Source organism: uncultured Chloroflexus sp., from assembly GCF_937951745.1.
In the GTDB taxonomy this organism is placed as follows: domain Bacteria; phylum Chloroflexota; class Chloroflexia; order Chloroflexales; family Chloroflexaceae; genus Chloroflexus.
The window spans coordinates 58,687-78,834 of sequence record NZ_CALFBQ010000014.1; the positions used below are offsets into that span (position 1 = coordinate 58,687).

Annotated in this window: 18 protein-coding genes; 7 read left to right on the forward strand and 11 right to left on the reverse strand. The window is 61.3% G+C overall.

The annotated features are described in order from the left end of the window. Positions 1-6: 6 nt before the first annotated feature. From dnaK to Q1A59_RS04685, 4 genes are all read right to left on the reverse strand, one after another. Positions 7-1,884 (reverse strand): molecular chaperone DnaK, encoded by a 1,878-nt coding sequence (dnaK, locus tag Q1A59_RS04670; RefSeq protein ID WP_298405918.1) that lies wholly within the window; start codon positions 1,882-1,884, stop codon positions 7-9. A 99-nt stretch (positions 1,885-1,983) separates the two neighbouring features. Further along, entirely contained in the window at positions 1,984-3,222 is a 1,239-nt protein-coding gene (locus tag Q1A59_RS04675; protein WP_299644077.1) for an NAD(P)/FAD-dependent oxidoreductase, read from the reverse strand. Positions 3,223-3,679: 457 nt separating this feature from the next. Further along, positions 3,680-4,606, reverse strand: a complete 927-nt coding sequence (locus Q1A59_RS04680; protein ID WP_298405920.1) for a LysR family transcriptional regulator — start codon at positions 4,604-4,606, stop codon at positions 3,680-3,682. Positions 4,607-4,612: 6 nt separating this feature from the next. Then, positions 4,613-5,374: a TerC family protein gene (locus Q1A59_RS04685; RefSeq protein WP_299644080.1), complete on the reverse strand. Its 762-nt coding sequence runs from the start codon at positions 5,372-5,374 to the stop codon at positions 4,613-4,615. Between the two features lie 134 nt (positions 5,375-5,508). Here Q1A59_RS04685 and Q1A59_RS04690 point away from each other — a divergent pair, with 134 nt between their 5' ends. From Q1A59_RS04690 to Q1A59_RS04705, 4 genes are all read left to right on the forward strand, one after another. Continuing rightward, entirely contained in the window at positions 5,509-6,006 is a 498-nt protein-coding gene (locus Q1A59_RS04690; protein WP_298405923.1) for a hypothetical protein, read from the forward strand. A gap of 45 nt (positions 6,007-6,051) precedes the next feature. Then, positions 6,052-9,150 carry an SMC family ATPase gene (locus Q1A59_RS04695; RefSeq protein ID WP_298405925.1) on the forward strand — a complete coding sequence of 1,033 codons (3,099 nt, stop codon included), beginning with the start codon at positions 6,052-6,054 and terminating at the stop codon, positions 9,148-9,150. 386 nt (positions 9,151-9,536) lie between these two features. Next, positions 9,537-9,677, forward strand: a complete 141-nt coding sequence (locus tag Q1A59_RS04700) for a hypothetical protein (protein WP_298405927.1) — start codon at positions 9,537-9,539, stop codon at positions 9,675-9,677. 4 nt (positions 9,678-9,681) lie between these two features. Continuing rightward, positions 9,682-10,506, forward strand: a complete 825-nt coding sequence (locus tag Q1A59_RS04705) for a metallophosphoesterase (protein WP_298405928.1) — start codon at positions 9,682-9,684, stop codon at positions 10,504-10,506. A gap of 50 nt (positions 10,507-10,556) precedes the next feature. On the opposite strand, the gene Q1A59_RS04710 is transcribed toward Q1A59_RS04705, so the two are convergent. The 3 genes from Q1A59_RS04710 to Q1A59_RS04720 all read right to left on the reverse strand — a co-directional run bounded on the left by Q1A59_RS04710 (position 10,557) and on the right by Q1A59_RS04720 (position 12,251). Continuing rightward, positions 10,557-10,703 (reverse strand): hypothetical protein, encoded by a 147-nt coding sequence (locus Q1A59_RS04710; RefSeq protein ID WP_298405930.1) that lies wholly within the window; start codon positions 10,701-10,703, stop codon positions 10,557-10,559. A 99-nt stretch (positions 10,704-10,802) separates the two neighbouring features. After that, a complete protein-coding gene (locus Q1A59_RS04715) occupies positions 10,803-11,240 on the reverse strand; it encodes a hypothetical protein (protein ID WP_298405932.1) in 438 nt (145 codons plus the stop codon). A gap of 108 nt (positions 11,241-11,348) precedes the next feature. Beyond that, a complete protein-coding gene (locus Q1A59_RS04720; RefSeq protein WP_298405933.1) occupies positions 11,349-12,251 on the reverse strand; it encodes a PIG-L deacetylase family protein in 903 nt (300 codons plus the stop codon). 307 nt (positions 12,252-12,558) lie between these two features. Here Q1A59_RS04720 and proC point away from each other — a divergent pair, with 307 nt between their 5' ends. The 3 genes from proC to Q1A59_RS04735 all read left to right on the forward strand — a co-directional run bounded on the left by proC (position 12,559) and on the right by Q1A59_RS04735 (position 15,789). Further along, complete coding sequence (gene proC, locus Q1A59_RS04725) at positions 12,559-13,377, forward strand: pyrroline-5-carboxylate reductase (protein ID WP_298405934.1); 819 nt, start codon at positions 12,559-12,561, stop codon at positions 13,375-13,377. Next, the gene (locus Q1A59_RS04730) at positions 13,378-14,151 is read left to right on the forward strand and encodes a hypothetical protein (protein WP_299644085.1); all 774 of its coding nucleotides are present in this window, start codon (positions 13,378-13,380) and stop codon (positions 14,149-14,151) included. Between the two features lie 237 nt (positions 14,152-14,388). Further along, a complete protein-coding gene (locus Q1A59_RS04735) occupies positions 14,389-15,789 on the forward strand; it encodes a MurT ligase domain-containing protein (RefSeq protein WP_298405936.1) in 1,401 nt (466 codons plus the stop codon). Positions 15,790-15,962: 173 nt separating this feature from the next. Here Q1A59_RS04735 and Q1A59_RS04740 read toward each other — a convergent pair whose 3' ends face one another. From Q1A59_RS04740 to Q1A59_RS04755, 4 genes are all read right to left on the reverse strand, one after another. After that, entirely contained in the window at positions 15,963-17,735 is a 1,773-nt protein-coding gene (locus Q1A59_RS04740) for a peptide ABC transporter substrate-binding protein (protein WP_298405938.1), read from the reverse strand. Between the two features lie 599 nt (positions 17,736-18,334). Continuing rightward, positions 18,335-19,306: a P1 family peptidase gene (locus Q1A59_RS04745; RefSeq protein ID WP_298405940.1), complete on the reverse strand. Its 972-nt coding sequence runs from the start codon at positions 19,304-19,306 to the stop codon at positions 18,335-18,337. Continuing rightward, entirely contained in the window at positions 19,303-19,815 is a 513-nt protein-coding gene (locus Q1A59_RS04750; RefSeq protein ID WP_298405941.1) for a zinc ribbon domain-containing protein, read from the reverse strand. The genes Q1A59_RS04745 and Q1A59_RS04750 overlap by 4 nt, the downstream gene beginning before the upstream one ends. A gap of 3 nt (positions 19,816-19,818) precedes the next feature. Beyond that, positions 19,819-20,145 (reverse strand): cyclic-di-AMP receptor, encoded by a 327-nt coding sequence (locus tag Q1A59_RS04755; RefSeq protein ID WP_015941657.1) that lies wholly within the window; start codon positions 20,143-20,145, stop codon positions 19,819-19,821. Between the last annotated feature and the right edge of the window lie 3 nt (positions 20,146-20,148).

The following is a 20,148-nucleotide window of genomic DNA, read 5'->3' on the forward strand; positions in this document are numbered from 1 at the left end:
TGCCGATCAGTTGACCGTATACTCGCCTTCGACGACGCCATCATCCTTGCGACCACCGCTGCTGCCAGCCCCCGGCGCAGCGCCATCACCGTAGGCAGCCTGCGAGATCTTGAACATCGCCTGCTGCAACTCGTTTGAGAGTTGCTGGATGCGGTTGCGATCCTCTTTGGCGATCGCTTCGCGCAGATCCTTGATCAGGCCCTCGATCCGACCGCGCTCGATGCTGTCAATCTTATCGCCCAGCTCGTTGAGCGACTTCTCGGTCTGATAGGCGAGGCTATCAGCCTGATTCTTCAGCTCAACCAGCTCGCGACGCGCCTTGTCTTCGGCGGCATGGAGCTGCGCTTCGCGCACCATACGCTCAACCTCTTCTTTCGAGAGGTTGGTGCTGGCGGTAATCGTGATGCGCTGCTCTTTGCCCGTCGCCTTATCACGCGCGCTCACATTCAAGATGCCGTTCGCGTCAATATCGAACGTCACCTCAATCTGCGGCACACCGCGTGGCGCCGGCGGGATGCCCTCAAGCCGGAAGCGACCGAGCGTGATGTTGTCAGCCGCCATCTCGCGCTCACCCTGCAAGATGTGGATGTCAACCGCCGTCTGGCCATCAGCCGCAGTCGAGAAGATCTCGGTCTTGCGGGTCGGGATGGTCGTGTTACGCTCGATCAGCTTGGTCATCACACCGCCCAGTGTCTCGACACCGAGCGAGAGCGGCGTCACGTCGAGCAGCAGCACATCCTTGACTTCACCGCCGAGCACGGCAGCTTGGATCGCCGCGCCGACCGCCACCACCTCATCGGGGTTGACGCTCTTGTTCGGCTCTTTGCCGAGCATCTTGCGCACCAGCTCTTGCACGACCGGCATACGGGTCGAACCACCGACCAACACCACTTCGTCGATCTGGCTCGGCTGCAAGCCGGCATCTTTCAGCGCACGCAACACCGGATCGCGCAGGCGCTCGGTCAGATGCGTGGTCAACTGCTCGAACTTGGCCCGCGTCAGCTTCATCGCCAAGTGCTTGGGGCCGCTGGCGTCAGCCGTGATAAAGGGCAAGTTGATCTCGGTCTCCATCATCGAGCTGAGCTCCATCTTGGCCTTCTCAGCCGCCTCTTTCAGACGTTGCAGGGCCTGTCGATCCTTGCTCAGGTCGATGCCCTGATCCTTGCGGAACTCATCGATGATCCAGTTGACGATCGCGGCGTCGTAGTCATCACCGCCAAGGTGGGTATCGCCGCTGGTCGCCTTGACCTCGATCACGCCATCGCCGACCTCAAGGATGCTCACGTCGAACGTACCGCCACCAAGGTCGAAAACGAGGATCGTCTCATCTTTCTTCTTGTCAAGGCCATACGCCAGCGCTGCGGCAGTCGGCTCGTTGATAATGCGCAGCACTTCCAAACCAGCAATCTTACCGGCGTCTTTGGTTGCCTGCCGCTGGCTATCGTTGAAGTAAGCGGGCACCGTGATCACCGCCTGCGTCACCGGCTCGCCAAGGAAGGCCTCGGCATCAGCTTTGAGCTTCTGCAACACCATCGCCGAGATCTCTTGCGGCGCATACTCTTTGCCGGTCTGCGGCACGTAAATGCGCACATCGTTGCGCGGGCCCTTCACCACCTTAAACGGCACTCGATTGCGCTCTTCAGTCACTTCATCAAAGTTGCGCCCAATAAAGCGCTTCACCGAGTAGAGGGTGTTTTCAGGGTTGATTGTCGCCTGCCGCTTGGCAGTCTGGCCTACCAGCCGCTCGCCATTCTTGGCAAATGCGACCACTGACGGCGTGGTGCGGTTGCCTTCCGCGTTGGGGATGACGACCACATCACCGCCTTCCATAACTGCAATGCACGAGTTAGTCGTGCCAAGGTCAATTCCTACAATTTTGCCCATAGTGCTGGCCTCCGTTGCAAAATGTTGTTGTACCCATACGGGCATGTTGTATCTGTGTGTAGTGTACCGGTTTTCTAGCAATGATACACTAGCGGGATGTTAGAGGTGTGTTTGAATCTGGCGGTTGCGCAGGAGGATCGTCCGCGCAGCCCGCCGCCCAGTCTCAAGCGCGCCATGCACGGTCGCAATTTCAGCGCCGGTGACGGTGGCTTCGCCAGCGAAGAACAGCGGGCCAACCGGTTCGGCGAGCGCAACTCGCGCCGCTGCCGTGCCGGCGGCACTGTAGGTGTACGCGCCCCGGCTCCACGAATCGTGTGACCAATCGACCAATCGGCCAGCGCGATAAGCGGCTGCCGCATCAACGCCAAATAACGCGTTGAGTTCGCGCAACGCGACTGCAATCGCTTCGGTTGCACCGAGTTCAGCTACCGCGAGCGCCTGCCGGCCACCCATATAGCCCATCAAGGTGGGCACGCGGGCGCTCGTCACCGGCCACCACGTTGCGATCACGCCATCAGTACTGAGCACGGTAAACTCTGGCCAGAATTGGCGATCGAACCAGAGCGCTAGCTTAGTAACATGGCCCCTTGGGATAGCTGCAATGGCGGCTTGCTTGGCCGCTGGGAGCGGCGGATCAAACGCCGGCTGGCCGGCCTGCAAAAGCGAAACCGGCACCGTTATGACAAGCTGGCGCGCTTGGAATCGGCGGCCATCGGCCAGCTCTACGGCAACGTGCTGCTCATCCCAGCGTACCAGCGTGACCGCAGCGTGCAGTTCGATCGCTAACCCGGCACACAGCGGCGCGAGCAGATAGCGATAGCCGCAATCGATATGAAAGTTATCCTCGCCGATCGTGCTCAAGCGCCGTTCGCGGGCCAATGCTACCGCACTGAGCCGGTGCAAGTCGGCCCCTTCAATATTGGCTAGCCAGCGTCCGGCTAGGGTGCGCGCTTCAGATGATGGCGCGAGCCGGTCGAGCAATTCGGCCACTGTCACTTCGGGGCCGCGATACTCGCAGATCTGCTGGTAGAGCGTATGCACGGCTGCCCCAAGCGGATGATCAGCGGCCAATATTCGTCCGCCGAGCGCGAACTGGCGATCGCGCCCCCAACGCGAAGTGGGTAAGCCGGCGCGCCTGACCAATTCCCACGTGGCGGCACGGTGGCCGTGAATAAATTCAGCCCCAAACTCGACCGGGCCATACTGCTCGTCCGTCCAAATACGGCCACCAATCCGATCCCGCGCTTCGAGGACGAGCACCTCATAACCCGCGGCGTGGAGGGCATTTGCCGCCGCTAAGCCGGCTATGCCTGCGCCAATCACTATGACATCGTGCATACAACCTCGGTCATTCTTCAAAAGCCTTGCTTGGCGTAACGACCACCAACCTTAGCCGGGAACCCGGCCCTGAAGGGCTGGGCTATGCTTACGAAGCCCGCTGCGCGAGCTGGTGGCCCTCACCCTCTACCCCCTCTCCCGGTTGGCCCGTACCCCCCCTTAGTCCCACCTCTGCTAAGGGAGGGGTAAGACGGTCCCTCCCGCTGGGGGACGAACGAAAACTTACGAGGCCCGCTGCGCGAGCAAGTGACCTCACCCCCCGGCCCCCTCTCCTGCCGAGCGGGCGGAGAGGGGAAGTCGCGCGGTGAGCAGGTACGGCACGCGCTCCTCTCCCGCACCAGTGAAAGAGGGGCTAGGGGTGAGGGTGAACCGGTGCATTGCAAAGCCATCAACCACACCTACGCTCATGCGTTCTATCCGCCCTTGAACCCCGCTGAGGAGGGGAATGACGGAAGCGCTACGTCGCCAACCCCAACCGCAACAACGTCGATCGGGCCTCGTCACCCAACAATGTCTCGTAGAGCAAATCGACTACGCGGGCCGGCGCTCGTTCGCGCAAGCGGACAAGGTGCCATTCATACGCCAGCGGCTGCCCGGCCAACGTCACGATCCCCATCCGTTCAAGCCGCGCCGGCAACACACTGGCCGGCAAGAAGGCCAACGCCAACCCCGCCTCCACCGCTGACCGCAGCAGCAACGGACTGTCGGCTTCAAGCGTCACGCGCAGATCGGCGGCATTGACGCCCCGGCGACGCAAACCATCCTCGATCACACGCCGCAATGGATGTCCCACCTGCGGTAAAGCCAACGGGTAGTCACGCAAGACGCCGGGAGGCGCCTGCTCTTGCTGCAAGAGCGGATGACCGGCTCCTGCAGCCAGCGCCAGCCGCTCACCGGCCAGCAAGCGCGTCTCAAAACCACGCCGACGCGGCGTATCATTGACAAGCACGACCTCACAGCGCCGCTCGGAGAGGTGTTCCAACAAGCGATCGGCGCTTTGCACCTCGACCTCAACCGTCACCGCCGGGTATTGGCGTTGCACGATAGCGAGCAGCGCCGGTAGAAACGCTTCGGCGCCACCAGCTAGACAACCAATTGTCACCCGCCCGCCAATCTGGCCGCGCAACGCGCTTACCGCTTGCACCGCCCGTTCGGCCATTACTACCAATTCTCGCGCATGGTTCAATAACTGCTCGCCGGCCAACGTGAGCACCATCTGCTGCCCGCTTCGCCGGAACAAGCGTACCCCACCGACCTGCTCTTCCAGCGCCCGGATCTGCTGGCTGACCGCCGGCTGCGACATATGCAACCGCTTAGCTGCCGCCGAGAACGAGCCGGTCTCGACGACGGCGAGAAAGGTTTGCAAATGGACGGTATTGAGCATAGGGGGCTAACGACTTAGTTTCGTCGTATCGTAACGTTGGTGCAACTGCACCGGCTGTCGCGCCTTGGCCTTTGCGGCTACTCGCAGATTGAGTACCTCAACCAGTACCGAGAAGCCCATCGCAAAGTAGATGTAGCCCTTGGGGATGTGCAGCTCAAACCCTTCGGCCACTAGCGAGAAGCCGATCAGCAACAAAAAGCTGAGCGCCAGCATTTTCACCGTTGGGTGATCATTAACAAACTTGGCAATCCCTTCGGCTAAGAAAAGCATGACGCCTACGGCAATGATAACCGCTGTCATCATGACCCACAACTCGTTCGCCATACCAACTGCAGTTATCACCGAATCGAGCGAAAAGACAATATCGAGCAAGATGATCTGCACCACCACCGTTTGCGTTGTCGTTACTGCCGCTGATCGCTCGGTATGCTCAGCACCTTCTAGCTTCTCGTGAATCTCGGTTGTGGCTTTGTAGATCAGGAACAGACCGCCACTGAACATAATCAGGCTGCGCCCGGTGATATGCCACGACCCCAGCTCGAAGAGCGGCTGGGTAAGACTAGCGATCCAACTGATCGAAAAGAGCAGCAACAGGCGTGTGATCAGCGCGAGACTGAGGCCAATCTGCCGAGTCGGACGCTGCTGCGCTAGAGGCAGCTTACCGGCCAGAATGCTGATGAAGATGATGTTGTCAATCCCTAACACGATCTCCATCACCGTTAATGTCACGAGCGCCAGCAGATTCTCGACTGAGAAGATGGCTTCCATAACCGTCTGTATCCCTTTCTGTCGCCGGGAGCGTCACACACAGCGCTAATGGTAGCACTCGCCAGCAAGCCGGTCAATGGGAAGAGAGGAATTGGTATAATGAGCATGGTTCGCCTGCACCTGATGGTGTTTCTATGACATGGCAACTTGCTCACCGCAGTCCTGATCAGCTCACTGTGCGTTTCATTCCATGGCTGACGTGGAGTTTTGCCGCAGTAGTGATGTATGGCGTCGGCACGATTGCGCAGCCATTCCTTACCGGCGTGCAGAGTATGACCACCGGCGAAGTGGTGGCGATTGCACTACTCGCTGGTCTGATGCTGTTTACACTTATCACTGGCGGCCAGCTCGGCGTTTGCCGGATCGACCATCGCAGCGGCAAAATTACCGTCACCTCGTATGGCTTGCTGGGCCGCGCCCGCCAAGAACGCCCGCTGGCCGATGTCAAAGGGCTTGAGGTGCGCGTCTTGCGTCGCGCCCAGTATCGCTTGCTGGTGGCGTTGCGTTCAGGCGAACGCTTGCCGCTAGCGCCGTTTTATTTGGTCAGTTTCAACGATCGCGGTATTCGCCGCATCGCCGAAGCCCTCGGCGTCGAACCAGAAATGATTCAAGAGCAGCGCACGTTCCGCTGAGGGCATTACCGTGCTCCCTTCGCATCGTGACATTCATCGAACCCTATGATTCCACTGCAACTTGCCTTACGCAACTTTATGTGCTATCGCGCCGGCGACGACGGCGCGCCGCTCCGGCTTGACCTCGACGGCCTGCACGTACTCTGCTTGTCGGGCGAAAATGGGGCCGGCAAATCAACCTTGCTCGACGCGATCACGTGGGCCTTGTGGGGTGAAGCGCGCAGCACCGACGATGAGTTGATCGCGCAAGGCGAGACCGAAATGATGGTCGAGCTAGTGTTTGCCCTCGATGGCCGGAAATATCGCGTGATTCGCCAACGCCAACGCGGGCGCAGCACCGGCAAAGGCACGAGTTCCGGCAAGACATGGCTCGATGTGCAGAGTTTCGATGGCGCGGCTTGGCGACCGATCGGCGAAAACACCATCCGCGAGACACAAGCCAAAATTAACGACCTGCTGCGTATGTCATACCGCACCTTCATCAACGCCTCGTTCCTCTTACAAGGCCGGGCCGATGAGTTTACCAGCACGACGGCGGCGGAACGCAAAGAGGTGCTGGCCGAGATTCTCGATCTGGCCGAGTATGCCGCGCTCGAACAACGCGCGCGCGAGCGGGTGCGCAGCCTTGAGGCCGAAGCGATTAAGGTGCGCGGCCAGCTTGAGTCGCTCCAACCCATTGCCGCGAAAGTCCCCTTTTGGCAACAGGCGGTCGCCGACGCCGCACAACGGCGGGAGCAGTTGCAAACGACCCGCGCTGCGCTGGAAGCTGCCTACACCGCTGCCTTCACCCGTCTGCGCGAACTTGAGGCACTGGCCCAGCGCCACCGCGAGCTGCAAAGCCGGCTCACCGCGCTGGCCGGCGAGATTCAGCGCCACGAGCGCGATTTGGCCGAACTTGCTCAGCGGATTGCCCACGCTGAACAGGTGATCGCCAAGCGGCCTGTGATCGAGCAGGGGTTGGCTGCATTGGCCGCTGCCCGCGCCGAACTCGACCGGCTGGAAGGGTTACGCACCCTCTTCGATGAGCTGACGGCGCGCAAAAACGAGCTGCGCGAAGCGTGGCGGACCGAACGCGATCGCTTGAAAGAGGAGCTGGGCCGGGCCGAACAGACCCGTGACCGCCTGCGCGCTGAGGTGGCCCGCTTGGCCGAGCTGCGTGAGCAAGAGGAGGGGTTGCAGCAACGGTTGCGCGAACTGGCGCCGTTGCACGCGCAATTGGTGCGCGTGCAGGAGCAACGCACCGAGCTTGAGCAACAACTGAACCAGATCCGCGATCTGACCACGCGCCAAACCATTCTGCGCAATCAGCTCGAGCAACGTACAACGGCGCTCTCCACCGAATTGACCCGCTGCCAGCACGATCAGCGCCGGTTGGCTGAGCAGCTCGCCAAAGCTGCTCAATGGCGGGCCGAACTCGCTGCCGCCCAAGCCGCCCGCACGATGGCCCGCGAGCTGGAAGAGCAGCAACAGGCGCACCGCATCCAAGAGCAAGCCACTGTTGATACGCTCAGCGCCGCCCGCGCTACCGCCGAGCAGGCCCGGCTCGCAATCGCCAAACTGCGCGAACATCAAGCCCTACTCGCCACTGCCGGCGGCGCATGCCCGGTCTGCCGCCACCAACTCGATCCCGCCGAGACCGAGCACGTCATTGCCCATTACCAAACCGAGCTGGCCGAACTGCTCACGCGCCTTACCCAAGCCGAAGCTACGGCTCAAGCTGCTGAGCAAACGCTGGCCAACCTCCGCGCCGCCATTGCCGCCGGCGAGCAAGAGTTAGCCAAGCTACGCCAGCAGGCCGCCGCCGCCGAAGCGCTTGAACGCCAATTGGCGCACGTCGCCGCGTGGGAAGCCGAGCAATACGAACTGTCCCGCCAGATCGCCCTGCTCACCGAACGGCTGGCTGCCGGCGAGATCGAACCGGCCATCCAAGCCGAACTGGCGGCGCTGGAAGAGCAGCTCGCTGCCCTGAGCGATGAAGCAGGCCTGCGCCGCGATCTCGCGATGGCGCACGACGAAATCAGCGCGCTCGAACGCCACTTGCGCGAACAGAGCCGACTCGAAGGCCAGCTTGAGAGTTGCCGGCGCGAGATGGCCCGCTTGCAAAGCGCGCCAGACGCCTTGCCCGCTGCCGAGGCAGCCGTGGCCGAATTAGCGCGCCAGCTCGCCGAGAACGACTTCGCCCACGAGATTCAGACTGCTGGCCGGCAAATAGCCGCCGAGATTGAGGCACTTGGCTACCAGCCAGAGTTGCTCGAAGCGGCGCGAGCGACGGTACGAGCGCTGGCCCATTGGGAACACGAGGAGCGCGAGCTGCTGCTGGCCGAACAACGCTACGCCAGCGATACCAAGCTCCGTGCACAGACTCAATCCCTGCGTGATCACGCCGAGCGCGAACGGTATACGGTGCAGAGCGAAGCCGATGCGCTGGCCAGCCAAGTCACGGCGCTGCCGACAGTGAAAGCCGAAGCAACCCAATTGGCGCAGCAGCTCAACGACACTGATCGCGCCTTGCAAGCCGCTGAGCGCGATCTCGCCGAAAAGCAGGCCTACCTCCGCCAAGCCGAAGCCGCCGCTGCTGAGTTAGAAACCTTGCATGCGCAAGAACAGCACCTGCGCGAACGCACCGCCCTATTTGCCGAGCTTGTTGAAGCCTTTGGCAAGAAGGGCGTACAGGCGATGTTGATCGAAACTGCCATTCCGCAGCTCGAAGACGAAGCCAACCGCCTGCTCACCCGCTTGACCGACGGCCAAATGCACCTGCGCTTCGAGATGCAGCGCGACACCAAGAAAGGCAATACGGTCGAGTCGTTGGAAGTAAAAGTCTCTGATGCGCGCGGCACACGCGATTATAAAGCGTTTAGCGGCGGTGAGGCAATGCGGATCAATTTCGCAATCCGGATTGCCCTATCGCGCCTGCTAGCCCACCGCGCCGGCGCCCGCCTCGAAACGCTGGTGATCGATGAAGGGTTCGGCACGCTCGACGCCGATGGCCGCGAGCGGATGGTTGAAGCGATCTCGGCGATTCAGCACGACTTCGCCCGGATTATCGTTATCACCCACATCGATGATCTCAAAGATCGCTTCCCGGCGGCGCTCGAAATTCGCAAGACGCCGCTCGGCAGCCGGTGGGAATTGCGGGCATGATGAAAGGCGGTTGGCATGCTCTCGCTGGGGAAGAGGGCGCTGTCTTTTCCCTCCCCCAGAGGAGAAGGACTAGGGTGAGGGCTGTCCCCCTGCTCTCTGCTTGTCATTGCGAGCCGAGCGGTCGGGGCCGAGCAACGCCCGCCCCGCCGTGAGGCGAAGCAATCCCCCACGAGCGCGGGATCGGTTTGCGCAGGCATTGCTGGCGCTAACGTAGGAGATTGCTTCGGTCGGGCGGCCCTAGTGTGGCTAGGGGTCGCCACTTCCTCGCAATGACAAAAGAGGCCGATGCGCGCTATCATGGCATGCGGCAGTGATACTGCCGCACCACATATCAGGACGGCGGTAGTGGAACTGCCGCACTCCACATAGCCAGAAAGGATCAGCCGATGGACATCATCCCCACTGTACTCAAGTACATCTTTGTCGCGGCGGTGGCGGTCGAAGGAATTCTGATCGTGCGCGCCATCATCACTCTCGCCAAAGAGAAGGCGCAGGCCGCCGCGCCGGCTGCTAGCGTAGAGGAGTAACGTCGTGACCTTCCGTATACTCCATATCTCAGACATCCATACCGGCCCGCCCTTTAACCCTGCCGCTGCCGAACACCTAATCACCAATGCGCACGCGCTCAAGCCCGATCTGGTGGTGATTTCAGGCGATTTTGTGCAGCGGGCTGACTTTGCGTCGCAGTGGCGCGCGGCCCGCACTCTGCGCGAGCGCCTGCCCCAACCGCAACTGGTGGTACCCGGCAATCACGATGTCCCTCTCTTTCTCTTGCACGAGCGCCTGTTTGCCCCGTTGCGCCGCTATCGCCAGCAGATCTCGCCCGACCTCAATCCCGTTTTTACCGCCCCCGGCATTGCCGTTGTCGGCGCATGCACGGCCCACGGCCTCACAGTTGACGGCGGCAAGCTGTATCCTTCCCAGATCGCTGCGCTGCGCGAGCGATTAGCCCGCTTCGGCCCCGATGTCTACAAAATCGTGGTCTGGCACCATCCGCCCGCGCTACCGCCTACCTACCGGCGCAAGCGCGTTACCATCACCAACGCTGCCGAAGCAATCGGGCTGCTTGATGAGTTCGCAGTTGATGTGCTGCTCTGCGGCCATCTGCATATCAGTTTCACCGGCAACACCCGCGACATCCTGCCCGATTTACGCCACGGTACCTACATCGTGCAGAGCGGTACCACCACCTCGCGGCGTGGCTATGGCGCCGAGCACGGCGCTAATACGTGCAACCTGATTACGATCGAAGCTAACGGCGCGCGGGTGCAACATCTGCGCCTCGATCAAAACAGCGACGGCTTTCGCTCGGTGGCCGAACATTGGTTGCCGCGGCGGGGTGTGGCGGTGCAGTAATGGCTTCAAGCTACGTGTAAGTGCTCGTTGGCTGCCAGCACGTAGGTGCGCTAAAACTGGCTCAACCCGCGCGCAATCGCCAGTGCCTCTTGGGCAAATCGTTGCACGTTAGCGCCAGCATCCAACTCGCCAACCTGATAACAAATCAGCCGCTGGCCATTGCCTTCGATATACCAACCACGATGATGGGCTAACACATTCAGCTTCTGATGGGTGAAAAACTAGCGCACCTGATCCTCATTGCTCCCCCGCAACAGATATGCCTTCGAGAAATCGGGATGGTGCGGAATATTGGTTTAGAGAAAGAGCTGCTTGATCTGATTGCAGATCCCTTCTGGCCGCAGAAAAAACGCCGGCGAGCGCAGGTGTTCCGCCTCGAACAACAGCACCGTTTGGCGATAAAACCGATCTGTAGAGCGGTAGATTTCTGGATCACGCCACTCTACATGAGGCACCGCGGTATATTCGCAGGTTGTTGCCTGCCCGCCAGCGACCACAAACGATACCCTCGGCCACGAAACCGCGCCGCGATCGCCAATCCGGCTGAGCGCAAATTGCGACAGATCCGGCGCCACTTCCCGATCACGCAGCACAAAGCCCATGTGCATCACCGCCTGCCGGATCTCCTGCCGCCGCTTCCGATCGCGCTGCTGTGACCACCGCCTCATGCCAATGCCGATCACCACCGCCAGCGCCAAACCTCCCAACGTCCACACCAGTTCGTTGCTGCCCATAACCCCCTCTGCTACGCATTGTGGCTCGACTCTCGGTTCGATTGCAGCGCAGCAGCGGGTCAAGCAACGAGTCTGTTTCTTTATTCAGTGTAAAAAATGGTCTATCGTTTACCACTGCACCCCGGCAAACAGATCATCTTCGCGCACATCACCCTCCACCGGCGGGTAGGCGCGCATAAAGGTGTCGGCGCTGCCAAGCAGGCCCAACACCTTGCTGAGTGGGCCACGGGCTAGCGGCCCACCTGCGCCCTGACTCACATGGGCTAGCGCCGCCGCCCGCGCCTGCTCGCGCACGGCGGTGGTGTCAATGCGGGCATGGGTGGGAAACTCGACCTCGGCCAGATTGGTCAGATCGATGTCGCGATTGCGGCCAAAGGCGCGTGGATCGCGGCCAAAAAGCGGCATTAACCGCACCAGCCAGCGCAATAACTGGCGCGAGAAGGTGGTGTAGTAGAGTTTTTGCGGCGCATACGGTGGCCCTGCTTCCGGCCATGCCGCCGGATCGCCGGCGGCATGAAAGGCGGCGACCGTCGCTTCATGGATCGCAATGTGGTCAGGATGGCGGTAGCCGCCGATTGGATCGAAAGTGATCACCACCTGCGGGCGCAAGCGCCGGATGTGACGCACCACCTGCACCACCACCTGTTCACGCGGTTGGTTGATCAACGCCGCCGGATGGCGGTTCGCTTCGGTGCCGGGCATACCCGAATCGCGATAGCCTAGCAGGGTCACGCTGCTCAACCCCAACGCCTCAGCGGCGCGCAGTAACTCGGCGCGGCGCAGCGCCACCACCGACTGGTAACCGTTGAGCAAGGCCGCATCGACGGTGCCCTCTTCGCCGCCAGTTGCGCAAATTAAATGGACTGCCACCCCCGACCACGCATAGCGGGCCAAGGTGCCTCCCGGCCCAAAGCTCTCGTCGTCAGGGTGGGCAAAAACCGCCAGCAGCACCGGGCGCGCGCCGGGCACCGCCGTGGGGCGGAGGATGATGGTTTCTTCGTTTGGTACCATAGTGTGGTGTTTCTCTCTCTATGACACGTCGTTGTTATTGCCTAGGGGCGCACCCCTATTGTCATTGTTGCGGGGGGGCTACGCCTCCGCAGCAATTCCCGCTTTGGCGCAGATGATGCCTCAGCGGGCTTCTTTCGTGCTCGCAGGGGATGATGTCGCCTCGCTCCGCTCGGCTCGCTCTGCCCCCGCTGCTTGCACGACTCCCGCCGCAATCTTGTCATCCTCTATGGTATCATACCGCACAGAACCGTTTATGTTGCCGGTCGCGCGATGGAACCGTGACCGGTTGCTTGCACAGGTGAGATCTATGCTCTCTGACTTGCCAATTGCCGTGATCGGCGCCGGTGCGATGGGTGAAGCCATTATCGGTGGTTTATTGCGCAACGAGTTGGTCGCCGCCGATCAGATTCTCGCTAGCCACCCCCGCGAAGAGCGGCGGCGCGACCTCGCGCACCGCTACCACATTCACACTACCCACGACAATCTCGAAGCGGCCAAGTGGGGCCGGGTGGTGATCTTTGCCGTCAAACCCCAGCAGTTGCGGCGGGTGTTGCCGCCGCTGCGCGGTGCGATCCGCGATGAGGATTTGGTGATTTCGGTGATCGCTGGCGCGACGATCGCCGCCTTCGCCGAGGCGCTCGACCACTTGGCAGTGGTGCGCAGTATGCCGAATACCCCTGCCCAGATTGGCTGCGGCATGACAGTATGGACGGCGGCGCCTGCTGTGACTGAACGCCAGCGCAGTTGGGCGGCGACGGTGCTGGGTGCGTTGGGACGCGAGCTGTACGTCGATAACGAGACCTATCTCGATATGGCGACGGCCATTAACGGCACCGGCCCGGCTTATGTCTTTTTGATGATGGAAGCAATGATCGACGCTGGCGTCCATCTCGGTTTGTCGCGCCGCATTGCCGAAGAGCTGGTGCAACAGACAATGCTCGGCTCGGTGCAGTATGCAATACAGAGCGGGATGCATCCGGCCCAATTGCGCAATGCAGTGACGTCTCCCGGCGGCACCAGCGCCGCTGCACTGAGCGAACTCGAACGCGGCGGCTTGCGCACCGTGCTGGCCGATGCGATCTGGGCCGCGTATCGCCGTTCGGTGGAACTAGGAAGGCAGGGGTAGATGGCGATCAGGTATGCGCGCGCACGGTTGACGACCGAAGACGACCGTCGTTACCAAGCTCACGTCGAGAAGTTTAAGCTGCAACGCAAGAACCAGAAGGCGATCCGTCCGCCACGCCAGCGCGATATCTTTGGCGGGCAGGCCGAAGCGGTGTTACGCGATTGGCTGGCGGGCCAGTTGCCGCTCGACGAGCGGCGCATTCTCGAATACGAAGAGCGTCGCCACCGCACGGCGCAGATCAAGTATCGCGAACTCGACGCTTTGGCGATTACCGATGGCGTGGCGTGGGTGTTTGAGATTAAAGCTAGTCGCACCGCCAGCGCCATTCGCCGTGCCGTCGCCCAACTCAACGAAACGCGCCAGATTCTGCACCTGCTCTTCCACCACGTCGGGGTGACGATTTTGCTGGTGGATACTGGCATTCCCGCCGATAGCGCCGCCGCCGACGCGCTGATGGTCAGCGACCGCCCGCCACCTCGCCGACCCGAACCGCTTGAGGAAGTGTTGACGGCGTTGCCGCAAGTGCAGCGGATTGAAGATTTGGCTGCGCGTTCAGCGAGTGACGATCGGGTGAATCTGATGCTGTTTCGCGTTGATGACATCATTGCACTGGCCGGCGCCGAGAATCTGGCGCTCAATTGGGAAGAGGACGATCTCTACGACGAGGCAGATGATGAACCGCCGCCGGAGGCGACCCTGTTTGCCAGCAGCGGCGATGATGAAGACGATGATAACCCGCTCGCTGCCGCGTTGCACAAGGCCGGGTTGAAGTAACGGCGTCGTAGAGCCGGACGACTGTCCGGTGCCACAGAGACGCAGAGGATTCAAACGCAAAGACGCGAAGGACGCAGAGGGTTTGGGGAATGTCGTCCCTACCCCAGCCTTCTCCTGCTGGATGAGGGAGTCTTCCACCTCTCACCAGCGGGGGAGGCCGCGAGGGGGCAATTGCAAGAAAGATACGCAGCCAGCAAACAACATCCAATCTATGCTGATTAACTCCCCACCGAACCTATGAACCAACTCCGCACCACTGCCGCCATCACCCTAGCCCGCGCCGCCGGCACTCTCTCGCGCCGTCTGCGGCTCGGCGGCGGCACCACCCTGCCCGGCCAAGTCGCCCGCTCGCTCGACCCGGCCATCTTGACCACAATCTGCGCCGCGTTGCCCGCCGGCGTCATCCTCGTCGCCGGCACGAATGGCAAGACCACCACCAGCCGCATGCTAGCAGCCATGCTTGAGCAGACCGGCGAACCGCTCTTGCACAATCGCGCCGGCGCCAACCTGCTGCCCGGCTTAACCACGGTTGCGATTGCCGGCGCTGATTGGCGTGGCCGCCCGCGCGCACGCCGCGCCCTGTTCGAGACCGATGAGGCAGCCCTGCCGCAAGCGATTGCCGAGACCCGACCCCGCCTCGTCGTGTTGCTCAATCTGTTCCGCGACCAGCTCGATCGCTACGGCGAGATCGACACCATCGCCAGCCACTGGCGCACAGCCTTGCAAACTCTGCCCACCACAACCACCGTGGTCTTTAATGCCGACGATCCGGCGATGGCCGCGATTGCCCGCAACCTGACCGCTCGCACCCTCGCGTTTGGATTGGAAGATAGCCGTCACGCCGCCGCCGCCGCTACCCACATCGCCGATTCGCAGTTCTGCCACGCCTGCGGCCATCGTTACGAATACCAGCATCTCTTCTACGCCCACATCGGCCACTACGCCTGCCCGCAGTGCGGCCAGCGCCGGCCTGATCCGCAGGTGGCGTTAACAGTGTTGGAACCAAAGGGGTTGGACGGCAGCGAACTGCAAATCGACCACCCTACCGGCAAGTTGAGTGTGCAGCTCCCGCTACCCGGCCTCTACAATGCGCAGAATGCGCTGGCCGCCACTGCTGCTGCCTTGGCGCTCGGCGTTGCACCGGCTGCGATCAGCGCCGCCCTCGCCGCCTTCCGGGCCGCCTTTGGCCGCATCGAGCGGATCAGCGCCGGCCCCGGCGGCCCGCCGATGCTGATTGCGCTGATTAAAAATCCGGTGGGAGCCTCAGAGACGGTGCGCATGCTGACAACAGCGACAACGAAACCGTTGCATGTGCTGATCGCGATTAACGACCGCTTTGCCGATGGCACCGATGTGTCGTGGCTATGGGATGCCGATTTCGAGCCGTTGGCCGGAAAGGTGGCCCGTGTCACGGTTAGCGGCACCCGTGCTGCCGATATGGCGCTGCGCCTTGATTACGCCGGCGTTGCTGCCGAGACTATGACCGTGATCGACGATCTCTCGGCAGCGCTCGATGCGGCGTTAGCGGCATTGCCCACTGGCGAAACCCTCGCCATTCTGCCGACTTACACCGCGATGCTCGACCTGCGAGCCGAGATCACCCGCCGCGGTTGGGCCAAACCGTTCTGGGAATCCTGAAGACCCACTAGAGCCGGACGGCTATCCGGCTCCGTAGAGAACGCTAAGGTTTTTGGAACGTGGCACAAACGAGCTAGCGGCCATCACAACAAAATTTGACTGCCCTTGGCGTTCTTCGCGCCTTGGCGTTTAAGAATCTGCGCGCCTTGGCCCCCGCTACGCCTTGGCGTTGATCACTCGCCCTCGCGCCATTCGCTGATGTTCCACGTAAACGGCGCCGTCGGATTCAGCCGCCAGCCTGCCAACCCCTGCCGGGCCACCAGCGCATCAACCCGTTGGAATAGCGGCAACACCGGCAACTCTTGCGTAAACAGTTGCTGTTGCCGGAGGTACGCACTCTTCTGCTCTTCGGGATCGAGCGAGGTGGTCGCCATATTGATCGCCTCATTCGCCTCGAAGAAACACCAGCCGGCAAAATTATTTCCCGTCCAATTGTTCGCTTCACTCGGCACACCTGCGCAACTCCACAACTCCCAGCCACGTGGGTGCGGCCCAGCGATCCAGCCAAACAAGGCCAATTGGAAGGTGCGCTGGTAGAGCGGGCCATCAGTGCTGTACAATTCGCTCGACGATAATTGCGCCACCTCAACCTGCACGCCCACCTGCTCCAGATCAGCCGCAATTCGTTGCGCGACCGCTTCACGCAACGGTGAATTGGCGCTCGTCACCAACGACAACAAAATCGGCAACCCATCGTACTCGCGCCAACCATCGCCATCGGTATCGATCAGGTTCGCTTCATCGAACAAACGGCGCGCCTCGTCGGGGTTATAGGGGTAGCGGGTAATCTGATCGAGCGGCGGGTAGCCAAGTTGACCCGGCAACACCCAACTCTCCAACACCGTACTCTTGTTACCCAACAACTGCTCGACCAATTGGGGCCGGTTAATCGCATACGCAATCGCTCGCCGTACTCGAATATCCTGTAACAGCGGCACATCAAGATTAAAGTCGAGATGCTCCCAGATCGTATTTGGCGAGGTGCTAAGCTGAATCTCTCCCCGTGCAGCGCTCTGCACAAGCTGCAAGAGCAATTCGGGCACCGGCTGTTCGATAAAGGCCAGATCAATCCCGCCGCCGCGCACCAATTCGACCAATTGCTGCGGATCTTTGCGAAAGGCCACAATAATCCGTTCAAACGGTGCCGCCGGCCCTGCGTAATGCGGATTGCGCACCAACTCGAGCGAACCGCCGTCAAAGGCGCTGACCATATACGGCCCATAGCTGACCGGCTTGCGGATAAATTCACTCTGCATCACCTGCTGCGAATCCATCTCTGCCAACACATGGCGCGGCAACGGCGTCCAAAAACTGGTCAGATAAGACGGATCGGTCACATCAGGCCGGAGCACTACCCGCGTGGTATGCTCATCGATCTGCTCGTAGCGTTCGATCATTGCCAGCCGGGTATTAGCCGCTTGACCAAGATCGATCTGCTGGGCGAGTTCGTAAGCAAACACCGAGTCGGCTGCCGTAACCGGCGTACCATCAGACCAGCGCAACGCAGGATTCCAGTGGAAAGTGACGCTCACCTGCGTCACCTCATCGGTCGTCTCGGTCGGCGTTTCACTGATTTGCCCCAACGCATCGCGGAAGACGGTGACCGTCGCCGTCACCACATCGCCGTTGGCAAAATCAGGCACCCGCGTCAACACGCCGGTCGTTTGCAAAGTGAAATCAACCGGCAACAACGGCGCGGGAAAGAGTAATTCAGTTAATGCGCCGGTGATGCGTTCGTCAGTCGGGGTGCTGTGGTAAGGGAACAGATCGGGTGGCTCATTCACCAACCCGATACGTAACACCTGTTCGCGTACAGTGGTGGGAGTAGTTTGGAGAATGGACATCGCTGCTGGGGCAGTTGGCGTCGGTTCATTAACCCGCACTTCACAGCCAGCAACGAGCACAAATGCAAACAGGGCCGTGAGGAAGAATATGAAACGCTTCATGGCGAGTACTTTACGGTTGATTGATAAGCTAACGTGTAGTAAAAGGCAAGGCCTCAGCGGGTTCCTCCCGCGCTCGCGGGGGATTGCTGCGCCGCCGCAGCCGACTCGCAACGACAAGCGGAGCGTGGTATGGCGTGCGGACATTCCACTGCCGCCGTCCAGCGCCTTCGTGATATGCGGCAGTATAACTGCCGCACTCCACAGATTGGGCGTATCGCACCTGTGCAGTCATTGTTTCGGCGCAAGCTATCCTGCAAAGCTGTTCCGCCTGCCCTCGCGGGGGATTGCTGCGCCTCGCTATGCTCGGCTCGCAATGACAAGCGAACAACGATGGCGCTCCCACCTTTTCATTGCGAGGGGGCGCAGTCCCCGAAGCAATCTCTCGCTTCAACGCGGGCCATGCCTCAGCGGGATCCTTCGCACAGGAAGTTGTTTCGCCGCTAAGGGTGAGTTCACAATGACTGGCGGAGCATTGTATAAAGTGTGAACGCTCCACTGCTGCCATCCAGAGCTATGGTGCTATGCGGGAGTATGACTGCCGCACTCCATAGATTGCACCAGCCTGTGATACAAACGAGCGTACCTTTTTACGCGCAATTTCATGGCATTGCTACATCGCGCGCCGCCGGAATGCCAGCCACGGCAGTGGCCATCTGCACAGCCCGTGCGATCGCGGTCGCCAACACATCTGCCGCCACCGCGCCAAGCGTAACCAACGGCGGCGCGTCGTAGACGCCGGTTGCCAGCGCAAACACGGTATCGCCATCGAACGGCGAGTGAGCCGGGCGAATAGCACGAGCCAAGCCATCTTGGGCCATCATCGCCAGCCGGGTCGCGGCAGCCTTATCGAGGCGAGCATCAGTAGCAACCACGGCAATAGTTGTGTTCTGGCCGGCGGCATCGGCAAACGACTGCCGGGCCACGCCACTGCGCAAAAGCGCGCCGGTGCCGATCAGTGACTGGCCGGGACCGCGCGCACCGGCCACCAACCTGCCTTGCCCGTCAACCACGTCACCGAAGGCATTAACGACCACCAAAGCGCCCACCGTCACCCCATTCGCCAGCGTCTCACTCCACGTGCCGACGCCGCCGCGCATCGCGGTGGCCATACCACCCACTTTACCGACCGTTGCGCCGATCCCGGCTCCAACACTACCCTCGGCCACATTGGTCTCGGCAGCCATACAGGCCGCATACCCCATCGTTGCATCGGGCCATACATCGGCCCGACCCACACCCAGATCGAAGATCACCGCCGCCGGCACAATCGGCACCTTGGTCAGGCCCACATCGAAGCCATAGCCACGCTCGTGCAGCCACGACACCACACCAGTGGCAGCAGCCAAGCCAAACGCGCTGCCGCCGGTCAAGACGACCGCATGAACCTGCTGCACCAGATTCACCGGATCGAGCAGATCGGTCTCGCGGGTACCGGGAGCGCCGCCGCGCACATCCACGCCGGCGGTAGCACCATCTGGCGTCAGCACAACCGTCACGCCCGTCAGCGCCTCTGCATCGGCGGCGTGGCCGACGACGACCCCTTGCACATCCGTAATTGCGGGAACTTTCATTGCCGGCTAACCTCTACCGGCGGCGCGATCGGGTACGCATCAGCGCGCACCGTCGGCACACTGCCGGCGTGGGAATGACCACAGTACGGACAAATCCGCCACGTCAGATCGATCACCTTCTGGCACGAGTCGCAGCGCCGGCGCAACTGAGTATGGCAGTGCGGGCACAGGATGAAATCAGGTTCGATGGGACGCTGGCATTCGGGGCAGACGAATTGCTCTTCGAGATCGCGGCGCAGGAACTCTTCTTCCAAGGTGCGTTCGTATTTCTCGGCCAGCGTTTGCGGCGGGCGCAAGATCAGATGCAGCGGAATACCGAGGAAGGGCAGCAACAGCACGATACCCACTGCGAGCACCTGCACCGAGATGTCTTCAGTGCGACGGCGAATATCGCGGTAAGCCCACAACACCGACGCTGCCCAGAGCAATACTGCATATGCGCCCAAAAAGATGGCGCCAAGGCGTACCAGCGGCAGAATATTCGCTAAAAATTCCTGTATTACTTCCATACGTTACAACTTGCGCGTCTGTGCGCGCAAGACAAACACTGTCGCCCCGCCCACCTGCACTTCTAACGGCGCCGGCGGGTAAAACTCACCCGACTCGGCGATCGGCGGCATCGGCGAGACGTAGCGCGTGCGCGTCGAACAATGCTCACGAATGATGTTGATCACCGGATTAACCTGCTGATCCTCGACGCTCAACAGCAAGGTCACGTTTCCTTCCCGCAAAAACCCACCTTGGCTACTCAGGCGCGTCACCCGATAGCCATGCTCGGTCAGCGCTTCGACGAGATTCGTCGCATCTTGGGACTGGACGACAGCCAGAATTAGGCGCATGCT

Coding starts and splice junctions, on each gene's coding strand:
- dnaK (WP_298405918.1), bottom strand. CDS start 1,884: ATGGGCAAAATTGTAGGAATTGACCTTGGCACGACTAACTCGTGCATT.
- Q1A59_RS04675 (WP_299644077.1), bottom strand. CDS start 3,222: ATGCACGATGTCATAGTGATTGGCGCAGGCATAGCCGGCTTAGCGGCG.
- Q1A59_RS04680 (WP_298405920.1), bottom strand. CDS start 4,606: ATGCTCAATACCGTCCATTTGCAAACCTTTCTCGCCGTCGTCGAGACC.
- Q1A59_RS04685 (WP_299644080.1), bottom strand. CDS start 5,374: ATGGAAGCCATCTTCTCAGTCGAGAATCTGCTGGCGCTCGTGACATTA.
- Q1A59_RS04690 (WP_298405923.1), top strand. CDS start 5,509: ATGACATGGCAACTTGCTCACCGCAGTCCTGATCAGCTCACTGTGCGT.
- Q1A59_RS04695 (WP_298405925.1), top strand. CDS start 6,052: ATGATTCCACTGCAACTTGCCTTACGCAACTTTATGTGCTATCGCGCC.
- Q1A59_RS04700 (WP_298405927.1), top strand. CDS start 9,537: ATGGACATCATCCCCACTGTACTCAAGTACATCTTTGTCGCGGCGGTG.
- Q1A59_RS04715 (WP_298405932.1), bottom strand. CDS start 11,240: ATGGGCAGCAACGAACTGGTGTGGACGTTGGGAGGTTTGGCGCTGGCG.
- Q1A59_RS04720 (WP_298405933.1), bottom strand. CDS start 12,251: ATGGTACCAAACGAAGAAACCATCATCCTCCGCCCCACGGCGGTGCCC.
- proC (WP_298405934.1), top strand. CDS start 12,559: ATGCTCTCTGACTTGCCAATTGCCGTGATCGGCGCCGGTGCGATGGGT.
- Q1A59_RS04730 (WP_299644085.1), top strand. CDS start 13,378: ATGGCGATCAGGTATGCGCGCGCACGGTTGACGACCGAAGACGACCGT.
- Q1A59_RS04735 (WP_298405936.1), top strand. CDS start 14,389: ATGAACCAACTCCGCACCACTGCCGCCATCACCCTAGCCCGCGCCGCC.
- Q1A59_RS04740 (WP_298405938.1), bottom strand. CDS start 17,735: ATGAAGCGTTTCATATTCTTCCTCACGGCCCTGTTTGCATTTGTGCTC.
- Q1A59_RS04745 (WP_298405940.1), bottom strand. CDS start 19,306: ATGAAAGTTCCCGCAATTACGGATGTGCAAGGGGTCGTCGTCGGCCAC.
- Q1A59_RS04750 (WP_298405941.1), bottom strand. CDS start 19,815: ATGGAAGTAATACAGGAATTTTTAGCGAATATTCTGCCGCTGGTACGC.
- Q1A59_RS04755 (WP_015941657.1), bottom strand. CDS start 20,145: ATGCGCCTAATTCTGGCTGTCGTCCAGTCCCAAGATGCGACGAATCTC.